4 protein-coding genes are annotated in these 20,564 nt (G+C 61.3%); 1 reads left to right on the top strand and 3 read right to left on the bottom strand.

The features are described 5' to 3' along the window. Positions 1-178: 178 nt before the first annotated feature. The 3 genes from ACIOVB_RS02915 to ACIOVB_RS02905 are packed head-to-tail and all read right to left on the bottom strand — an operon-like array spanning position 179 to position 5,079. Positions 179-1,546: an HlyD family type I secretion periplasmic adaptor subunit gene (locus ACIOVB_RS02915; protein WP_187680319.1), complete on the bottom strand. Its 1,368-nt coding sequence runs from the start codon at positions 1,544-1,546 to the stop codon at positions 179-181. Continuing rightward, on the bottom strand, positions 1,536-3,692 hold the full coding sequence (locus ACIOVB_RS02910; RefSeq protein ID WP_187680320.1) for a type I secretion system permease/ATPase: 2,157 nt from the start codon (positions 3,690-3,692) through the stop codon (positions 1,536-1,538). Before ACIOVB_RS02910 ends, ACIOVB_RS02915 begins: the two co-directional genes overlap by 11 nt. Before the next feature lie 34 nt (positions 3,693-3,726). Continuing rightward, entirely contained in the window at positions 3,727-5,079 is a 1,353-nt protein-coding gene (locus ACIOVB_RS02905) for a TolC family outer membrane protein (RefSeq protein WP_187680321.1), read from the bottom strand. Positions 5,080-5,439: 360 nt separating this feature from the next. On the opposite strand from ACIOVB_RS02905, the gene ACIOVB_RS02900 reads away from it, so the two are divergent. Then, entirely contained in the window at positions 5,440-20,475 is a 15,036-nt protein-coding gene (locus ACIOVB_RS02900; RefSeq protein ID WP_401264654.1) for a LapA family giant adhesin, read from the top strand. Positions 20,476-20,564: the final 89 nt, after the last annotated feature.

Genomic DNA, 20,564 nt, shown 5'->3' with positions numbered 1-20,564 from the left:
ACGGGATGGTGAGTGACGATTTGTGTCACTTACTGACAGGGATGTGGAGTTAGGACTGCCGCCATCGCTGGCAAGCCAGCTCCCACAGGGTTCTCGGTTGGAACACGATTATGTGTTCAACATCGGGACCTGTGGGAGCTGGCTTGCCAGCGATGAGGCCAGTTAGGCAAATGAAGATCTATCGCTCGTGCAACGCCTCGGCCCGCGCCCGAATGATCGGCTTGAGCAGATAACTCAACACCGACTTCTTGCCGGTGATGATATCCACCGACGCCACCATCCCTGGAATGATCAGCAACGGCTTCTCATCGGTGCCCAAGTGGCTGCGTTCGGTGCGCACTTTGATGATGTAGTAGGTGGTTTTCTTGTCTTCGTCGGTGATGGTGTCGGCGCCGATCTGCTCCAACTGGGCTTTCAGCCCGCCGTAGATGGTGTAGTCATACGCGGTGAATTTCACGATCGCTTCCTGCCCCGGATGCAGGAACGCGATGTCCTGCGGGCGGATCTTGGCTTCGACCAGCAAGGTGTCGTCCAGCGGCACGATTTCTACCATGTCGCTGCCCGGCTGGATCACGCCGCCGATGGTATTGACCAGCAACTTGTTGACGATGCCGCGTACCGGCGAGGTGACCAGCGTACGGCTGACCCGGTCTTCCAGCGCTTTGCCGGTGGCCTGGGCCTTGTTCAGGTCGGTGCGGGCTTCGTTGAGCTGGGTCAGCGCTTCGCTGCGGAATTTGCCGCGAGTCTCGTCGATCTTGCGCTGTACTTCCTTGATCGCCGATTCAGCGCGGGGAATAGCCAGAGTCGTGGCGTCGAGCTGACCACGGGTTTCCACTTCGGCACGCTTGAGACGCAGCACTTCTACTGGGGATACCGCGCCCTGCGCCACCAGTGGCTCGGACATGTTGATTTCCTGCCGTTGCAGGCCAAGTTGCTGGCGATATTGCGCCTGCTTGGAGCTGAATTCGCGCAGCTCTTGCTGGCGCTGGATCAACTGCTCCTGCAACCCGCCGATCTCGTCGTGCAATTGCTGGCGGCGGCTGATGTACAGGGATTCTTCGCTCTTGGCCTGACCCGGCACCGCTTTGACCACGTCTTCCGGGAAATTCAACGGACGGTCATCGACTTCGGCGCTAAGGCGCTCCACGCGCAGCAACATCGACTGCCGATCCGCTTCGGTTTCGCCGACGTTGGAGGCAAATCGTGTGTCGTCCAGACGAATCAGCGGCGCGCCGGCCTCGACGATCTGGCCTTCCTTCACGAACAGTTCGGCGACGATCCCGCCCTCAAGGTTCTGGATTTTCTGGATCTTGGACGAAGGAATGGCCTTGCCGTCGCCCTTGGTCACTTCGTCGATCACGGCGAAATTGGCCCAGAGCATCAGAAAGACGAAGAAGCCGATGATCGCCCAGATGGTCAGGCGAACGACGCGCGGGGCGTCTTCGATCAGCGCCTTGTTGACCTCCGGCAGCGGCTGGCCCTGCAACGAAGCGGAGCCTTTGAAGTAACGACGGATCGAATCCTTGACACCCGACTTAAGCAACACTGATCTGCCCCTTCTTCAACGCTTCCATCACGGCGGCTTTCGGGCCATCGGCGAGAATCTGTCCACGGTCGATCACCAGCAGGCGATCCACCAGCGACAGCAGTGATGCCCGGTGTGTCACCAGCACCACGGTCTTGTTTTCAATCACCGCCGCGAGGCGTTGCTTGAGGCGTTCTTCACCGGTGTTGTCCATGGCGCTGGTCGGCTCGTCCATCAACAGAATCGGCGGATTGAGCAACAATGCCCGGGCCAGGGCGACGTTCTGGCGTTGACCGCCCGACAGGTTCTGCCCGCGCTCGCCGACTTGCAGTTCATACCCTTGCGGATGCAGACGGGCGAATTCGTGAACGCCGGCCAGTTCAGCGGCTTGCAGTACCAGCTCGTCTTCTACATAGCGCGCGCCGGAGACAAGGTTGTCGCGCAGGGTGCCGGCGAGCAACTGGATGTCCTGCGGCACGTAGCCGATGTTGTAGCGCAGTTCGCTGACGTCGATCTGGCGAATATCCACGCCGTCGACCAGCAACGCGCCGTCGTCCGGCTGATACAGGCCCACCAGCAGTTTCGCCAGCGAGCTCTTGCCCGAACCGCTGCGGCCGATGATGCCGATCTTCTCGCCGGGACGAATCACCAGATTGATGTTCTTCAACGCCGGGTTCTGTTGTTCCGGGTAGGTGAAGTTGAGTTGACGGCATTCGATGGCGCCTTGCAGAACCTTGCGGCTCAGTGGGCGCTCTTCGAAATTGCGTTCCTGCGGCAGCTCCATCATCTGGTCGACCGAGGTCATGGTCACCCGAGCTTGTTGATATCGGGTCAGCAGACCGGATAGCGAGGCCAGCGGGCTCAGTGCGCGGCCGCTGAGCATGTAGCAGGCAATCAGGCCGCCCATGCTCAGATGACCGTCGATGATCTGGTAGACGCCGAAGACAATCATGATCACCCCGGCCAGTTGCTGGATCAGCAGGGTGATGTTCATCGCCAGACCGGACAGCATTTTCACCCGCAGCTCCAAGCGGCTGAGGGTGCCGATGGTTTGTTCCCACTGGTATTGGCGTTCGCTTTCGGCGTTGTTGACCTTCACCGCGTCGAGGCCGGCGAGGGTTTCGATCAGGCTCGATTGACGCTCGGCGCCGAGGGCCATGGTCCGTTCCATGGTTGCCACCAGCGGCTTTTGCAACGCATAACCGATCAGCAGAGCGATCGGGAACGCCAGCACCGGAATCCACACCAGATGCCCGCCAAGAATGGCGATGACGATGAAGATCAGGATGGTGAACGGCAAATCGATCAGGCTGGTCAGGGTCAGCGAAGCGAGGAAGTCACGCAGGCTCTGAAACTCGTGGATGTTCTGGGCGAAGCTGCCGACCCGCGCCGGGCGGTATTTCATGGCCATGCCGACGATGCGTTCGAACAGCGTCGCCGAGATGATCAGGTCGGTTTTCTTGCCGGCCAGATCCAGGCACAGGCTGCGCAGGCTTTTGAGGATCAGGTCGAAGATGTAGGCGCCGGTGATGCCCAGTGCGAGCACCCATAGGGTCGCCTCGGCCTGGTTCGGCACTACGCGGTCGTAGACGTTCATCACGAACAGCGGCGCGGCCATGGCAATGATGTTGATCAGGAAACTGGCGGCGATGGCGTCGGCGTACAGCCAGCGCGAACGCTTGAGGGTGTCGCGGAACCACGAGCGGGCGCGTGGAATCAGCGTGCCGTGGTTGACGTCGAATTTGTGTTGCGGCTGGGCGAAGAAGACTTTGCCGGTGTAGTCATCGGCAAGCAGTTCGCGGCTGACCACCGATTCGCCGCCATCGCTTTCGCTGAGCAGCACCCGGGCCTGGTTTTCATCCTGCCAGCCAAGCAGTACGGCACTGCGGCCGTCCTTGAGCAGCAACAACGCCGGCATGGCGATCGCCGGAATCTCTTCCAGCTTGCGTTGCAGCACCCGACCTTGCAGGCCGGCGCGAGCCGCCGCGCGGGGCAGCAACTCGACACTCAAGCGTTGTTTGGGCAGCGGCAGGCCGGTGGTCAGCATCGCGGCGCTGGCGGGTTTCTGGTGCAGCATGCAAAGGGCTAGCAGACCGTCCAGTAACGGATCGTCGTGCAACGCGCGTGGATCATGACTGAGATGAACTCGACTGACTTCTGATTCCACGCTCGACACTCTTTGGCAATTGAAAAGGGATAACTCAATTCATCCCAGGCAACTGGACCTTGGGCTTCACGTCGTTCTGCACAACGGATGCCAACGGTGCGACCACTCCCTGGCTTCTGAGCAACTCGCCCATGGTCGCCTTGATTCGGTATTGAGTAAATAACTGAATGTTTTTGATTTCAGCCAGACGCCGCGAAGCGGTGAACAACTCGTTTTCGCTGTCGAGCAAGTCGAGCAAGGTACGTTCGCCGAGGCTGAACTGACGCTGGTAGGCGGTACGCACCGAGGTGCTGTGATCGACGTATTGCTGAGCGATTGGCACCTGGGCGTTAGCGTTGTTCAGGGCGTTCCAGGCCAGGCCCAGCTCTTCATTCAACTGACGCAGGGCGTTGTTGCGGATGTCCAGCGCCTGGTTTGACAGGTACGATTTGGATTCCAGATCCGCTTTGTTGCTACCGCCCGAATACAGGTTGAAGCGCATGCGCAACATGGCCTGCCATTCGTTGCTGTGGCCGTTCTGGCCGTCGAGATCGTTGTCGGCGGTGCGGCCCAGCTCGGCGTCGAAGCGTGGGTAGAACGTCGACTTGGCGGTTTGGTATTGCTTCTCTGCAGCAGCGATGTCGGACTCGGCCGAGCGCAGGATCGGGCTGTTTTCCAGCATTTGCGCGCGCGCTTCGTTGAGGTTGGCCGGCATCATCGCCATGAACGGCGCCGGACGCTCCAGTTGATCAGGCATCTGGCCGACGGCGCTGAGGAAGTTGGTCTCGGAGTCGGCGAGGTTGGTCTGCTCGGTGATCAGGTTGTTGCGGGCCTGAGCCATACGCGCTTCGGCCTGATCGAGGTCGGCGCCACTGCCCACGCCACGCTGGGTACGCAGCTGAATCTGGTCATAAATGCGCTGGTGGCTCTTGAGGTTTTCTTCAGCCAGTCGCACGAATTCGCGGCGGGTCAGCACATCCAGATAAACCTGGGCCACGGTTAACGCTGTGCGCTCCGAGGTGCCCAGCAGCGAGTAAGCGCGGGAGTTAACGTTGGCTTGTTGACGCCCGACTTCACTGGAGGTCGCAAAACCGTCAAAGACCATTTGCGAAAGACGTAAACTTGACTCGCTGCGGTTCAGGGTTTCCCAATGATTGCCGCCACCGTTGGCGCGGGTGGTTACGCTGTCGGTGCCTTCACGGCCATAACCGCCCAGCAGATCGACCTTGGGCAGGTATCCCCCCTTTGCTGCCTTTAATTGATAATCCGCAGCTAAACGACTGTTGACCCCTGCCTGGATTTCCGGATGGACATCCAATGCCTGTTGCATGGCTTCTGGTAAGGATTGTGCTTGTGCGAAAGACGCGGCGAGAGCGAAGGGTAGAGCCTTGAACAAATGCGAACGCATGGTAACGATTTCCCAGAACTACTTGTCTTGAATCACAGCTAAACGTGCTGCTGCGTCGGATGATTGGCAACCGGATTGACCGTATGTCGGAAAGTTCGAAACAGGAACTGGATCACACGCAAAAGGACAGGTCGCCGCGGAAATATCAATGTGACATTAGTGGGGCGATTGTTTAGGATGGCACCCATAAGGTCAATAGTTTGGCATAAAGTTAATCGCGAAAGAATATAGCCAAATTATTGACGATCGCATGCGTCAAAACTTGTTTAGCAAATTTTTAAAGTACGTCCAGACTGAATCGGCATCCATGCCATCAGGTCCATGGAAGTCAACTGAACGTGACACCCCGGAGAGTCTTCAATGAGCAGTGTTGTTGCCATCGTCAAAAGCATTGTCGGTCAGGTATTCGTGGTGTCCCCAGAGGGCGTACGTCGCGTACTCGTTGAAGGCGACCGACTGTTTGTCGGCGATCAGATCGACACCGGTCTGTCGGGCGCCGTGTCGCTGGAACTGGCTGATGGCCGCACCCTGGATCTGGGCCGTGAAACCCAGTGGAGCGCCAACGCGCCCGACTCCAGCACTGACCTGGCCGAAGCCACCGCGCAGGCGGCGCCGTCGGTAGAAGAACTGCAGCAAGCCATCGCTGCGGGCGTCGACCCGACTACCGCACTTGAAGCCACCGCTGCCGGCGCAACCGCCGCAGGTAGGGGCGGCGCGGCGGGTGGCGGTCACAGCTTCGTGATGCTCGATGCCACGGCGGGCCGCGTTGATCCGACCATTGGTTTCCCTACGGCGGGCATCAACGCTGCGGGCCAAATTGCGCAAGACATCACTGGCGGCCAGACCACCGACACCACCACCAACGCCCTGCGTGAGTCGACCCTGAGCCTCAGCGCCACGCCGACCATCACCGAAGCCGGCGGCGTGCTGGTCTACACCGCGACCCTGACCCAAGCGCCGCTGACCGACCTGACCATCACCCTGTCGAACGGCGCGGTGATCGTGATCCCGGCCGGTTCCACCACCGGCACCGTCAACGTGCCATTGGCGCCGAACGACACCGTTTATAACGACCCGACCCAGATCGACGTGACCGTCACCGGCACCACTGGCGGCAACGGCATCACTGTGACCCCGCCAACCACCCCGGCCACGACTCAGGTCACCGACACCCTCGACACCACCACCGTCACCCTGACGGCCGGCCCGAGCGTTACCGAAGGCGGGCAGATCACCTACACAGCAACCCTGACCAACCCGGCGCAAACCCCGGTGACCGTCACCCTGTCGAACGGCTCGACCATTACCATCGGCGCCGGCCAGACCACCGGCACCGTCAACGTGCCGACCCCGGCCAACGACGTCTATAACAACGGCAGCACCGTCACCACCACCATTACAGGTGCCACGGGCGGTAACTTCGAGAACCTGGTGCCGAACCCGACACCGGCGGTGACCACCATCACCGACTCGATCGATAACACCGGCCTGACCCTGACCGCCACCGGCAGCGTCGTCGAAGGCGGCCAGATCACCTACACCGCGACCCTGACCAACCCGGCGCAAACCCCGGTCACCGTCACCCTGTCGAACGGTTCGACCATCACCATTGGCGCGGGCCAGACTACCGGCACCGTCAACGTGCCGACCGCGCCAAACGACGTCTACAACAATGGCGGCACCGTCAGCACGACGATTACCGGCGCCACAGGTGGCAACTTCGAAAACCTGGTGCCGAACACCACGCCAGCGACCACCACCGTTACCGATTCGATCGACACCACCAGCGTCAGCCTCACCGCGACCGGCACCGTCGTCGAAGGTGGCCAGATCACCTACACCGCAACCCTGACCAACGCTGCGCAAACGCCGGTCACCATTACCCTGTCGAACGGCTCGACCATCACCATTGAAGCTGGCAAAACCAGCGGCAGCGTCAACGTGCCGACTGCGGCCAACGACGTCTACAACAATGGCAGCACCGTCAGCACCACCATCACCGGCGCTACCGGTGGCAACTTTGAAAATCTGGTGCCGAACCCGACGCCAGCGACCACCACCATTACCGACTCGGTCGACACCACTAATCTGTCGCTGAGCGCGACCGGTACTGTGGCTGAAGGTGGTTCGATCGTTTACACCGCGACCCTGACCAACGCCGCGCAAACCCCGGTGACCGTGACCCTGAGCAATGGCTCGGTGATCACCATCGAAGCGGGCAAAACCACTGGCACCGTGACCGTTCCGGCGCCGGCCGATGACGTCTATAAAGACGCCGGCAAAGTTGAAGTGACGATCAAGGACGCCACCGGCGGCAACTTCGAGAACCTCGTTCCGAGCACCACCCCAGCCGTAACCGAAGTGACCGACACCATCGATACTTCGACCGTCAAACTGAGCGCCGATACGTCGGTGGCTGAAGGCGGCACCGTCACTTACACCGCCACCGTTGGCGCGCCAGTGACCGGTTCGCCGGTCGTGGTGACCCTGGCCAATGGTCAAAGCATCACCATCGAAGTCGGTAAAACCACCGGCACCGTGACCTTCACCGCGCCAAACGATGCGTTGACCGATAATGCACCGCTGAGCAACTCGATCACTGGCGTGTCTGGCGGCAACTACGAAGATCTCGTGGCCGACAAGACCCCGGTTTCGACCACCGTCACCGATACCGTCGACACCACCAATCTGTCCCTGAGCGCGACTGGTTCCGTGGCTGAAGGCGGTTCGATCGTTTACACCGCGACGTTGACCAACGCTGCCGGTTCGCCGGTTACCGTGACGCTGAGCAACGGCTCGGTGATCACCATCGAAGCGGGCAAAACCACGGGCACCGTGACCGTTCCGGCGCCTGCCGATGACGTCTATAAAGACGCCGGCAAAGTAGAAGTGACCATCGACAAGGCCACCGGCGGCAACTTCGAGAACCTGGTTCCGAGCACCACGCCTGCCGTGACCGAAGTGACCGATACCATCGACACTTCGACCGTCAAACTGACTGCAGACACCTCGGTTGCTGAAGGCGGCACCGTCACCTACACCGCCACCGTTGGCGCGCCGGTTACCGGTTCACCGGTTGTGGTGACCTTGGCCAACGGCCAGAACATCATCATCGAAGTGGGTAAAACCACCGGCACCGTGACCTTGACTGCGCCGAATGATGCGCTGGTTGGCCAGGCCCCGGTGACCAATGCAATCACCAACGTGACGGGCGGCAATTACGAGAATCTCGTTGCCGACAAGACGCCAGTCAGCACCACGGTGACTGACACCACCGACACCACCAATCTGTCGCTGAGCGCTACCGGCTCCGTGGCTGAAGGTGGCCAGATTACTTACACCGCGACTTTGACCAACGCCGCTGGTTCGCCAGTCACCGTGACCCTGAGCAACGGCTCAGTCATTACCATCGAGGCGGGCAAAACCACCGGCACCGTGACCGTTCCGGCACCTGCCGATGACGTCTATAAAGACGCCGGCAAAGTCGAAGTCACCATCAAGGACGCCACGGGCGGCAACTTCGAGAATCTGGTGCCAAGCACCGTTCCAGCCGTTACCGAAGTCACCGACACCGTTGACACCACCAGCGTAAAACTGACCGCCACCGAGTCGGCCGCTGAAGGTGGCACCGTCACCTATACCGCCACTGTGGGCGCGCCAGTGACCGGTTCGCCAGTGACTGTCACCCTGGCCAACGGTCAGAACATCACCATCGAAGTCGGCAAAACCACAGGCACCGTCACCACTACCGCACCGAACGATGCGCTGACTGGCCAAGCCCCACTGACCAACTCGATCACCAACGTCAGCGGCGGCAACTACGAAAACCTCGTGGCCGACAAGACGCCGGTTTCGACCACCGTCACCGACACTGTCGACACGACTAACCTGTCGCTCAGCGCGACCGGCTCCGTGGCCGAGGGTGGCTCGATCGTCTACACCGCGACGCTGACCAACGCCGCCGGCTCGCCGGTGACCGTGACCTTGAGCAACGGCTCGGTCATCACCATCGAAGCGGGCAAAACCACTGGCACCTTGACCGTTCCGGCGCCTGCCGATGACGTCTACAAAGACGCCGGCAAAGTCGAAGTGACCATCAAGGACGCCACGGGCGGCAACTTCGAGAATCTGGTGCCAAGCACCGTTCCGGCCGTCACCGACGTCACAGACACCATCGACACCTCGACGGTAAAACTGAGCGCTACCGAAACTGCCGCTGAAGGTGGCACCGTCACCTACACCGCGACTGTTGGCGCTCCGGTGACCGGTTCGCCCGTCGTGGTGACCCTGGCCAACGGCCAGAACATCACCATCGAAGTGGGTAAAACCACTGGCACCGTCACCACCACTGCACCGAACGACGTATTGGCCGGTCATGCACCGCTGACCAACTCGATCACCAACGTCAGCGGCGGCAACTACGAAAACCTCGTGGCCGACAAAACCCCGGTCAGCACCACCGTCACCGACACCGTCGACACCACCACCGTTTCGCTGACCGCCACCGGCAACGTCAACGAAGGCGGGCAGATCGTCTACACCGCTACGCTGACCAACCCGGCCGGCACCCCGGTGACCGTGACCCTGAGCAACGGCTCGACCATCACCATCGAAGCTGGCAAGACTACCGGCACCGTAACCGTTCCGGCGCCAGCCGATGACGTCTACAAAGATGCCGGCAAAGTCGAAGTGACGATCAAAGAGACCACGGGCGGCAATTTCGAAAACCTGGTGGCCAATCCGACGCCAGCGGTGACCAACGTCGCCGACACCGTCAACACCACGCACCTCACCCTCAGCGCTGAAAGCTATGTGCTCGAAGGCACGTCGATCACCTACACCGCGACCCTGACCAACGCCGCGCAAACCCCGGTGACCGTCAACCTGAGCAATGGCCAGACCATCACCATCGAGGCTGGTAAAACCAGCGGTTCGGTGACCATCGCGGCGCCGAGCGATGACGTCTACAAAGACGTCAGCAAGCTCACCGTGACCATGACCGATGCCACTGGCGGCAACTTCGAGAAGCTCGACGTCAGCAAGACCCCGGTCAGCACCACCGTCAATGACACCGTCGACAAGACCACATTGACCCTGAGCGCCAGCGACACCGTCAGCGAAGGTGGCCAGATTACCTACACCGCGACCCTGAGCAATCCGGCCGGCACCGCCATGACCGTGACCCTGGCCAACGGCGCGGTGATCAACATCGCTGCCGGCGCCACTAGCGGCTCGGTGAACTTCGCAGCGCCGGCGAACACCCCGTACATCGACGGCGGCAAGGTGCAGACCGCGATTGCCAGCCACAGCGGCGGCAACTTCGAGCAGGTCGATGCCAACCGCTCGGCGGTGGTTACCACCGTCACCGACACGGTCGACACCACCAATATCAGCCTGAGCGCCACCGGTTCGGTCGCCGAGGGCGGTTCGATTATCTACACCGCGACCCTGACCAATGCAGCCGGCACGGCCATGACCGTGACCCTGAGCAACGGCGCGGTGATCAACATCGCCAAAGGCGCGACTACCGGCACCGCCACCGTCGCGGCCCCGGCCGATGACGTGTACAAGGACGCCGGCAAAGTCGACGCCAGCATCACCAAGACTACCGGTGGCAACTTCGAAAACCTGGTCGTCGACAAGACACCAGCGGTGACCAACGTCACCGACACCATCGACAACAGCACCGTCTCGCTGACCGCCACCGCCGGCACCGTTGAAGGTGGCGTGGTGGTTTACACCGCATCCGTGACTGCTCCGGTGACCGGTTCGCCGGTTGTCGTGACCCTGTCCAACGGCCAGACCATCACCATCCCGGTCGGCGCCAGCAGCGGCAGCGTCAACTTCACTGCGCCGAACGATGCATTGGCCGGCGGCAACACGCTGAGCGTGAAGATCGACAACGCCAGCGGCGGCAATTACGAGAATCTGGTTGCCGACAAGACGCCGGCCGTGACCTCTGTGACCGACACCGTCGACACCACTAACCTGTCGCTGAGTGCGACCGGCTCCGTGGCCGAGGGCGGTTCGATTGTTTACACCGCGACACTGACCAACCCGGCCGGCACGCCGGTAACCGTGACGCTTTCGAACGGCTCGGTGATCACCATCGAGGCGGGTAAAACCACTGGCACCGTGACTGTTCCTGCGCCTGCCGATGACGTCTATAAAGACGCCGGCAAAGTCGAAGTCACCATCAAAGAAGCTACTGGCGGCAATTTCGAGAATCTGGTTCCAAGCACCACGCCAGCCGTGACCAACGTCACTGACACCATCGACACCTCGACCGTCAAACTGACCGCTACCGAGTCTGCGGCGGAAGGTGGCACCGTCACTTACACCGCGACTGTCGGCGCGCCAGTTACCGGTTCGCCGGTTGTCGTGACCCTGGCCAACGGTCAGAACATCACCATCGAAGTCGGCAAAACCACCGGCACCGTGACCTTCACGGCGCCGAACGATGCATTGACCGGCAATGCGCCGCTGACCAACGCGATCACCGGCGTGTCTGGCGGTAACTACGAAAACCTCGTGGCCGACAAAACCCCGGTCAGCACCACCGTGACCGACACCACCGACACCACCAACCTGTCGCTCAGCGCTACCGGTTCGGTGAATGAAGGCGGCCAGATCACCTATACCGCGACCCTCACCAACGCTGCCGGCACGCCAGTGACCGTGACGCTGAGCAACGGCGCCGTGATCACCATCGAGGCCGGTAAAACTACCGGCACCGTGACCGTTCCGGCGCCAGCCGATGACGTCTACAAAGATGCCGGTAAAGTCGAAGCGACTATTTCCACTGCTACCGGCGGCAACTTCGAGAATCTGGTGCCGAGCACTGTGCCGGCGGTGACCACCGTCAACGACACCATCGACACCTCCACCGTATCGCTGACCGCCACCACGAACGTCGCCGAAGGCGAAACCGTGGTCTACACCGCGACCGTGACCGCGCCAGTAAGCGGCTCGCCAGTCGTGGTGACGCTGTCCAACGGCCAGACCATCACCATCGCGGTCGGCGAAACCACTGGCACCGTGAACTTCGTCGCGCCGAACAGCCCATTGGCGGGCGGCAGCTCCCTGAGCGTGACCATCGACGGCGCTACTGGCGGCAACTACGAAAAACTGGCGGTCGACGGCAAGTCCGCCGACACCACCGTGTCGGACACCACCGACACCACCAACCTGAACCTGACCGCGACCGACTCGGTGGCTGAAGGCGGTTCGATCGTTTACACCGCAACGCTGACCAACCCGGCAGGCACGCCGGTAACCGTGACGCTTTCCAATGGCGCCGTGATCACCATCGAGGCCGGTAAAACCACTGGCACCGTGACAGTTCCTGCGCCAACCGATGACGTCTACAAAGACGCCGGCAAGGTCGAGGCGACCATTTCCACGGCAACCGGTGGCAACTTCGAGAATTTGGTGCCGAGCACTGTTCCAGCCGTCACCAACGTCACCGACACCATCGACACCACCACCGTCAAACTGACTGCGACCGAGTCGGCGGCTGAGGGTGGCGCTGTCACCTACACCGCGACTGTTGGCGCGCCGGTAACGGGCTCTCCGGTTGTCGTTACCCTGGCCAATGGTCAGAACATCACCATCGAAGTGGGTAAAACCACAGGCACCGTGACCTTCACCGCGCCGAACGACGCGCTGACTGGCCAAGCGCCGATCACCAACTCGATTACCGGCGTGACTGGCGGCAACTACGAAAACCTCGTTGCCGACAAAACACCGGTTTCGACCACTGTCACCGACACCGTCGACACGACTAACCTGTCGCTGAGTGCGACCGGCTCCGTGGCCGAGGGTGGCCAGATCACTTACACCGCGACCCTGACCAACGCCGCTGGTTCGCCAGTGACCGTGACGCTGTCGAACGGCGCCGTGATCACCATCGAAGCGGGTAAAACCACTGGCACAGTGACCGTTCCTGCGCCTGCCGATGACGTCTACAAAGACGCCGGTACCGTACAGGCAACTATCACCAACGCCACGGGCGGCAACTTCGAGAACCTGGTGCCGAGCACTGTTCCAGCCGTCACCAACGTCTCCGACACCATCGATACGTCGACGGTCAAACTGACGGCCGATACGTCAGTGGCTGAAGGCGGTACTGTCACTTACACCGCGACGGTTGGCGCGCCAGTCACCGGTTCGCCGGTTGTTGTGACCTTGGCAAATGGCCAGAACATCACCATCGAAGTGGGTAAAACCACCGGCACCGTGACCACCACTGCACCGAACGATGCACTGACCGGTCAGGCGCCGCTGACCAACTCGATCACCGGTGTAACCGGCGGCAATTACGAGAATCTGGTGGCCGACAAGACCCCGATTTCGACCACGGTCACCGATACCGTCGAAACCACCAACCTGTCGCTCAGCGCAACTGGTACCGTAGCCGAGGGTGGTTCGATTGTTTACACCGCAACCCTGACCAACGCGGCCGGCTCGCCAGTCACCGTGACCCTGTCCAACGGCGCAGTGATCACCATTGAGGCCGGTAAAACCACCGGCACGGTGACTGTTCCTGCGCCAGCCGACGACGTTTACAAAGACGCCGGCAAAGTCGAAGCAACCATTTCGACCGCGACCGGTGGCAACTTCGAAAACCTGGTGCCGAGTACCGTACCGGCAGTGACCAACGTCACCGACACCATCGACACCACCACCGTCAAACTGACAGCGACAGAGTCGACTGCTGAGGGTGGCAACGTCACCTACACCGCGACTGTCGGCGCGCCAGTCACTGGCTCGCCGGTCGTCGTAACCCTGGCCAACGGTCAGACGATCACCATTGGCGTTGGCCAGACCACCGGTACTGCGACCACCACGGCTCCAAACGACGCATTGACTGGCCACGCTCCGCTGACCAACTCGATCACTGACGTAACAGGTGGCAACTTCGAGAACCTGGTGGCCGACAAGACCCCGGTTTCGACCAATGTCACCGACACTGTCGACACCACCAATCTCTCGCTGAGCGCGACCGGTACCGTAGTCGAGGGCGGTTCGATTGTTTACACCGCAACCTTGACCAACGCCGCTGGCTCGCCAGTCACCGTGACCCTGTCCAACGGCGCTGTGATCACCATCGACGCCGGTAAAACCACTGGCACCGTGACCGTTCCGGCACCAGCTGACGACGTTTACAAAGACGCCGGTACCGTACAGGCAACGATCAGCACCGCCACGGGTGGCAACTTCGAAAACCTCGTGCCGAGCACGACGCCAGCCGTGACCAGCGTTACCGATACCATCGACACCACCACCGTGAAACTGACGGCAACGGCTACTGCGGCAGAGGGCGGCAACGTCGTCTACACCGCCACGGTCGGTGCTCCAGTGACTGGCTCGCCAGTTGTGGTAACGCTGGCCAACGGTCAGACCATCACCATTGGTGTCGGCCAGACCACTGGCACCGCGACCACCACCGCACCAAACGATGCGTTGACCGGTCATGCTCCACTGACCAACGCGATCACCAACGTGACTGGCGGCAACTACGAAAACCTCGTGGCCGACAAAACGCCGGTTTCGACCACCGTCACCGACACCGTCGACACCACCAACCTGTCTCTGAGTGCTACAAACTCGGTTGCAGAGGGTGGCCAGATCACCTACACCGCGACTCTGACCAACGCCGCTGGCTCGCCAGTGACCGTGACCCTGAGCAACGGCTCGGTGATCACTATCGAAGCGGGTAAAACCACCGGCACCGTGACCGTTCCAGCGCCAACCGACGACGTCTACAAAGACGCTGGCACCGTTCAGGCCACGATCACCACCGCCACGGGTGGCAACTTCGAAAACCTGGTGCCGAGCACGACGCCTGCGGTGACCAGCGTTACCGATACCATCGACACCACCACCGTGAAACTGACGGCAACGGCTACTGCGGCAGAGGGCGGCAACGTCGTCTACACCGCAACCGTCGGTGCGCCAGTAACAGGTTCGCCTGTCGTCGTGACTCTGGCCAATGGTCAGAACATCACCATCGAAGTGGGCAAAACCACTGGCACAATCACCACGACTGCACCGAACGATGCGTTGACCGGTCACACGCCACTGACCAACTCGATCACCAACGTGACCGGCGGCAATTACGAGAATCTCGTCGCCGACAAGACTCCGGTCAGCACCACCGTGACTGACACCGTCGACACCACCAATCTGTCGCTGAGCGCGACTGGCTCGGTGGCCGAGGGTGGTTCGATTGTTTATACAGCGACGCTGACCAATGCTGCTGGCTCGCCAGTGACCGTCACCCTGTCGAACGGCGCTGTGATCACCATCGACGCCGGTAAAACCACTGGCACCGTGACCGTCCCTGCTCCAACGGATGACGTCTACAAAGACGCCGGCACCGTTCAGGCAACGATCAGCACCGCCACCGGTGGCAACTTCGAAAACCTGGTCCCGAGCACGACGCCTGCGGTGACCAGCGTCACCGACACCATCGACACCACGTCAGTGAAACTGAGCGCAACCGCCACTGCGGCAGAAGGCGGTAACGTCGTCTACACCGCGACCGTGGGCGCGCCAGTGACTGGCTCGCCTGTCGTCGTGACCCTGGCCAATGGTCAGCAGATCACTATCGACATCGGCAAGACCACTGGCACCGTGACCACCACCGCACCGAACGATGCGTTGACTGGCCACACTCCACTGACCAACTCGATCACCAATGTCAGCGGCGGCAACTACGAGAATCTTGTTGCCGACAAGACTCCGGTTTCGACTACCGTCACCGACACAGTCGACACCACCAATCTGTCGCTGAGCGCGACTGGCTCGGTGGCCGAGGGTGGTTCGATTGTTTATACAGCGACGCTGACCAACGCTGCTGGCTCGCCAGTGACCGTCACCCTGTCGAACGGCGCTGTGATCACCATCGACGCCGGTAAAACCACTGGCACCGTGAACGTCCCTGCTCCAACGGATGACGTCTACAAAGACGCCGGCACCGTTCAGGCAACGATCAGCACCGCCACCGGCGGCAACTTCGAAAACCTCGTGCCGAGCACGACACCAGCCGTGACCAGCGTCACCGATACCATCGACACCACCACCGTCAGACTGACCGCGACCGGTACAACGGCCGAGGGTGGCACTGTCACTTACACCGCCACTGTGGGCGCTCCAGTCACCGGCTCGCCAGTCACCGTGACCCTGGCCAACGGTCAGAACATCACTATCGAAGTAGGCAAAACCACTGGCACCGTGACCACCACCGCACCGAACGATGCGCTGACCGGCCACGCGCCGCTGACCAACTCGATCACCAACGTGACTGGCGGTAACTACGAGAATCTCGTCGCCGATAAAACTCCGGTCAGCACCACCGTGACCGATACCGTCGACACCACCAACCTGACGCTGAGCTCCACGGGCACCGTGGCCGAAGGTGGACAGATCACCTACACCGCGACCCTGACCAACGCTGCTGGTTCGCCAGTGACCGTGACGCTGTCGAACGGCTCGGTGATCACCATCGAAGCGGGCAAAACCACGGGCACCGTGACCGTCCCGGCTCCGGCTGACGACGTCTACAAAGACGCCGGCACCGTGCAGGCGAGCATCACCGGCACCAGCGGCGGCGGCTTTGAAAACCTGGTAACCAGCAACACACCAGCCGTGACCAGCGTCACCGACACCGTCGACACCACCACGGTCAGCATCACCGGCAGCACTTCGGTGACCGAAGGCCAGACCGCCAGCTACACCGTCAGCCTGAACCACCCGGCGCAAACCGAAGTGACCCTGAAAATCGTCTACAGCGGTACCGCTGCCGACGGTTCGGACTTCACTGGCGTGTACACCGTGAAGATCCCCGCAGGCGCCAGCAGTGCGCAGTTCAACGTCGCGACCATCAATGACAAGATCACCGAAGGTACCGAGAACTTCGTGGTCAAGATCGACTCAGCCACCGGTGGCAACTTCGAGAACCTCGCAGTCAGCGGCACCAATGGCAGCGTCAGCACCTCGATCATCGACAACGATGCGCCACCGGTCATCGATCTGGACGCCAACAACTCCAGCGGTGCAACCGGTGCCGACTACAAGGTGACCTTCACCGAAAACACTCCGGGCGCGGGTGTGTCGATTGCCGACACCGATATCAGAATCACCGACCCGGACAGCACCATGCTGACTGGCGCGACTGTGGTGCTGACCAATCGTCAGGACGGCGATGCGCTGAACCTGGGCAACAGCGTCAATGGCATCACCATCAATGCCAACAGCACCAACGGCACGGTGACCCTGACCCTGTCGGGCAACGCGACACTGGCCGACTACATGCAGGCCATCAAGAACATCAGCTTCACCAACAGCAGTGAAGACCCGAGCACTGTGCCGCGGATCATCACCGTGACCGTAACTGACGGTGGTAACTACTCCAACACCGCGACCACCACGGTCAACGTGGTGGCAGTCAACGACGCGCCAGTCGCAGCGCCAGTCAACGTCACCGGCACCGAAGACACCCCGCTGATCCTCGGCTGGTCGACCTTTGGTGTGACCGACGTCGACAGCCCGGCCAGCAGCCTCGGGGTGAAAATCACCCAGCTGCCGGGCGAAGGCAAACTGCAGTACCTGGACGGTTCGACCTGGAAAGACGTCGCCAACAACCAGACCTTCAGCAAGGCTGACATCGACGCCGGCAAACTGCGCTTCATGCCGGATGCCAACGAGTCAGGCGTGAACGGTTACGGCGGCACCGGCCTGGGCAACAACCAGGCTGACTACGCGCAGATCAAGTTCCAGCCAACCGACGGCCAACTGCTGGGCAACACCGGCACCGTGAAGATCGACATCACGCCAGTGGCGGATGCCCCGACCGTGAGCGTGGCCGACAACAGCGTGAAGTCCACCGGGCTGATCAAGGAAGTCTGGACCGGTCTGTCGGGTCTGGGCACCAACGGCAACGGCGCGGATTCGACCACGCTGAAAAACGTGATCGACGGCGCCGGCACACCGAACTCCAGCGGCACCGTGAACAACGTGCAGTCGGACGGCAGCGTGACCGCCGGTACCGCCTCGAAAACGTCGGGCCTGATCTATCTGGAAGCCGGCAAGACCTACACCTTCAGCGGTGTCGGCGATGACAGCTTGCTGGTCACCATCGGCGGCAAGAACGTGGCCTCGATCACGTGGGGCGCGGGCGGTAACCTCAATGGTTCGTTCACTCCGACCACCAGCGGCTACTACACCCTGGACATCTACCACCACAACCAGAGCGGCCCGGGCAGCTACGACGTCAACCTGTCGATCAACGGCGGCGCAGCAGTCGACCTGAGCAGCGCCGGCGTGCCGATCTATACCGGCGTGAAGGATCTGGTGAATGCCGGTGTGACTGTCTCCGATCTGCACGGCACTAACGGCGAAGGCTATTACGACGGCTACAAGCTCAACACTGGCGCCGAAGGCACCACGGTGAAACTGTCGGCAGTCTCCACCGCGCTGACCGACACCGACGGCTCGGAAACCCTGAGCGTGAAGATCAGCGGCGCGCCGGTCGGTTCGGTGCTGAGCGACGGCGCAGGCCACAGCTTCACCGTCACCGCGAGCAATGGCGAGGCCAACGTCACCGGCTGGAACCTCGGCAGCCTGACCGTGACCCCGCCGACCTACTACAACGGCCAGTTCAACCTGACCGTCACCTCGACTTCCACCGAAGCGGTGGGCGGTTCGGCGAGCAGCACAGCGACCATTCCGGTCACCGTGGTGCCGGCGGTCTACAACGCCGTGACCGCGACTTCAGGTGACGACACCGTCACCGGGACTGACGGCAACGACATCGTCGTGGCTGACATCGGTGGTCTGACCGTGGTGCCGGGCACCAACTACAACATCGCGTTCATGGTCGACAGCTCGGGCAGCATGAGCACTTCGTCGCTCAACGCCGCGAAGGACTCGCTGACTTCGGTGTTCAACACCCTCAAGCAAAGCCTGGGCGGCAGCAACTCGGGCACGGTGAACATCTTCCTGGTGGACTTCGATACCCAGGTCAAACAGTCGGTGTCGGTGAACCTCAACGACCCCAACGCCCTGACCAAACTCAAGGCAGTGCTGGACTCGATGACGTCCGGCGGTGGCACAAACTACGAGGACGTGTTCAAGACCACGGCCAACTTCTTCCAGAGCGCTGAAGCGGTGGCCAACACCGGTGCGAAGAACCTCACGTACTTCATTACCGATGGTCAGCCGACCTACTACCAGAGCAGCGAGTCGACCAACCCGTACCTGTACGGCAACAAAACCCTCGACAGCCTGATCACCACCAGCAACTACAAGTTGGGCACAGCCGTCAGTCTGTATCCAGACAGCACGCACCAGATCGATATCAGTGCGACGGGTTCCGTGACGGTCTGGAGCAAGTCGGGCAGCAACTGGTCGTACCAGACCTTCGGCACGCTGCACGCTCAGGGCGACGGTACCTATGAGTTCTCCAACCTCTCGGGTACCGGCAGCAGCACCACCACGGCCACCACCGACAACTCGACGAGCAGCTTCGCATTGCTCAGCGGTCTGTCGAACGTTGAAGCCATCGGCCTCAACAGCGGCGTCAGCCTCAACGACCTGAAACCGTACGATTCGGACAAGACGCCGCAGACCAACATCGATCCGAAAGATCTGGCCAATTCGATCATCGGCCACACCGAAGCGACGATGCCGGGCAACGACACCGTCAGCGGTGGCGACGGCAACGACATCCTGTTTGGCGATCTGGTGAGCTTCAACGGCATTGCCGGTGAGGGTTATCAGGCGATGCAGGCGTTCGTGGCCAAGGAAACCGGCGTCGACGTCAGCAAAGTCACCACCAGCAACGTGCACCAGTACGTCACCGAGCACTATCAGGCGTTCGATGTGTCCGGTGCGCATGACGGCAACGACACCCTGCTGGGCGGCGCGGGCAATGACATCCTGTTCGGCTCGGGCGGCAACGACCTGCTCGACGGCGGCAAAGGCAATGACATCCTGCTCGGCGGCACCGGCAACGACACATTGATCGGCGGCCAGGGCAACGACATCCTGATCGGTGGTTCGGGTGGTGACACCTTTGTCTGGAAATCGGGCGACACCGGCACTGATGTGATCAAGGACTTCAAGGCTGCCGAAGGTGACCGTATCGACCTGCGTGATCTGTTGCAGGGCGAAACCGGCAGCACCATCGACAACTTCCTGAAGATCACCACGGTCGATGGCGTGTCGTCGCTGCAAGTCAGCTCGGGCGGCAAGTTCAACTCGGCCGACGCCGCTGCTGCAACACCGGACGTGACGATCAAACTGGAAGGCAACAACTGGTCGAGCGCCAACATTCACAACCTGATTGCCGGCAGCGACCCAACCATCAAGGTCGACCACAACAACAGCTGATCCGTGAACAACGGCCGCCCTTATGGGGCGGCCGTCACGTTTGCGCCCGGCGAAGCGGTGACGATTTCATCGCCGCACCGCATACTTGC

The organism is Pseudomonas sp. NPDC087639 (assembly GCF_044743385.1).
Classification (GTDB): domain Bacteria; phylum Pseudomonadota; class Gammaproteobacteria; order Pseudomonadales; family Pseudomonadaceae; genus Aquipseudomonas.
Note: the sequence above shows the minus strand (reverse complement) of the source record. Positions and strands in the feature narration are given on the sequence as shown.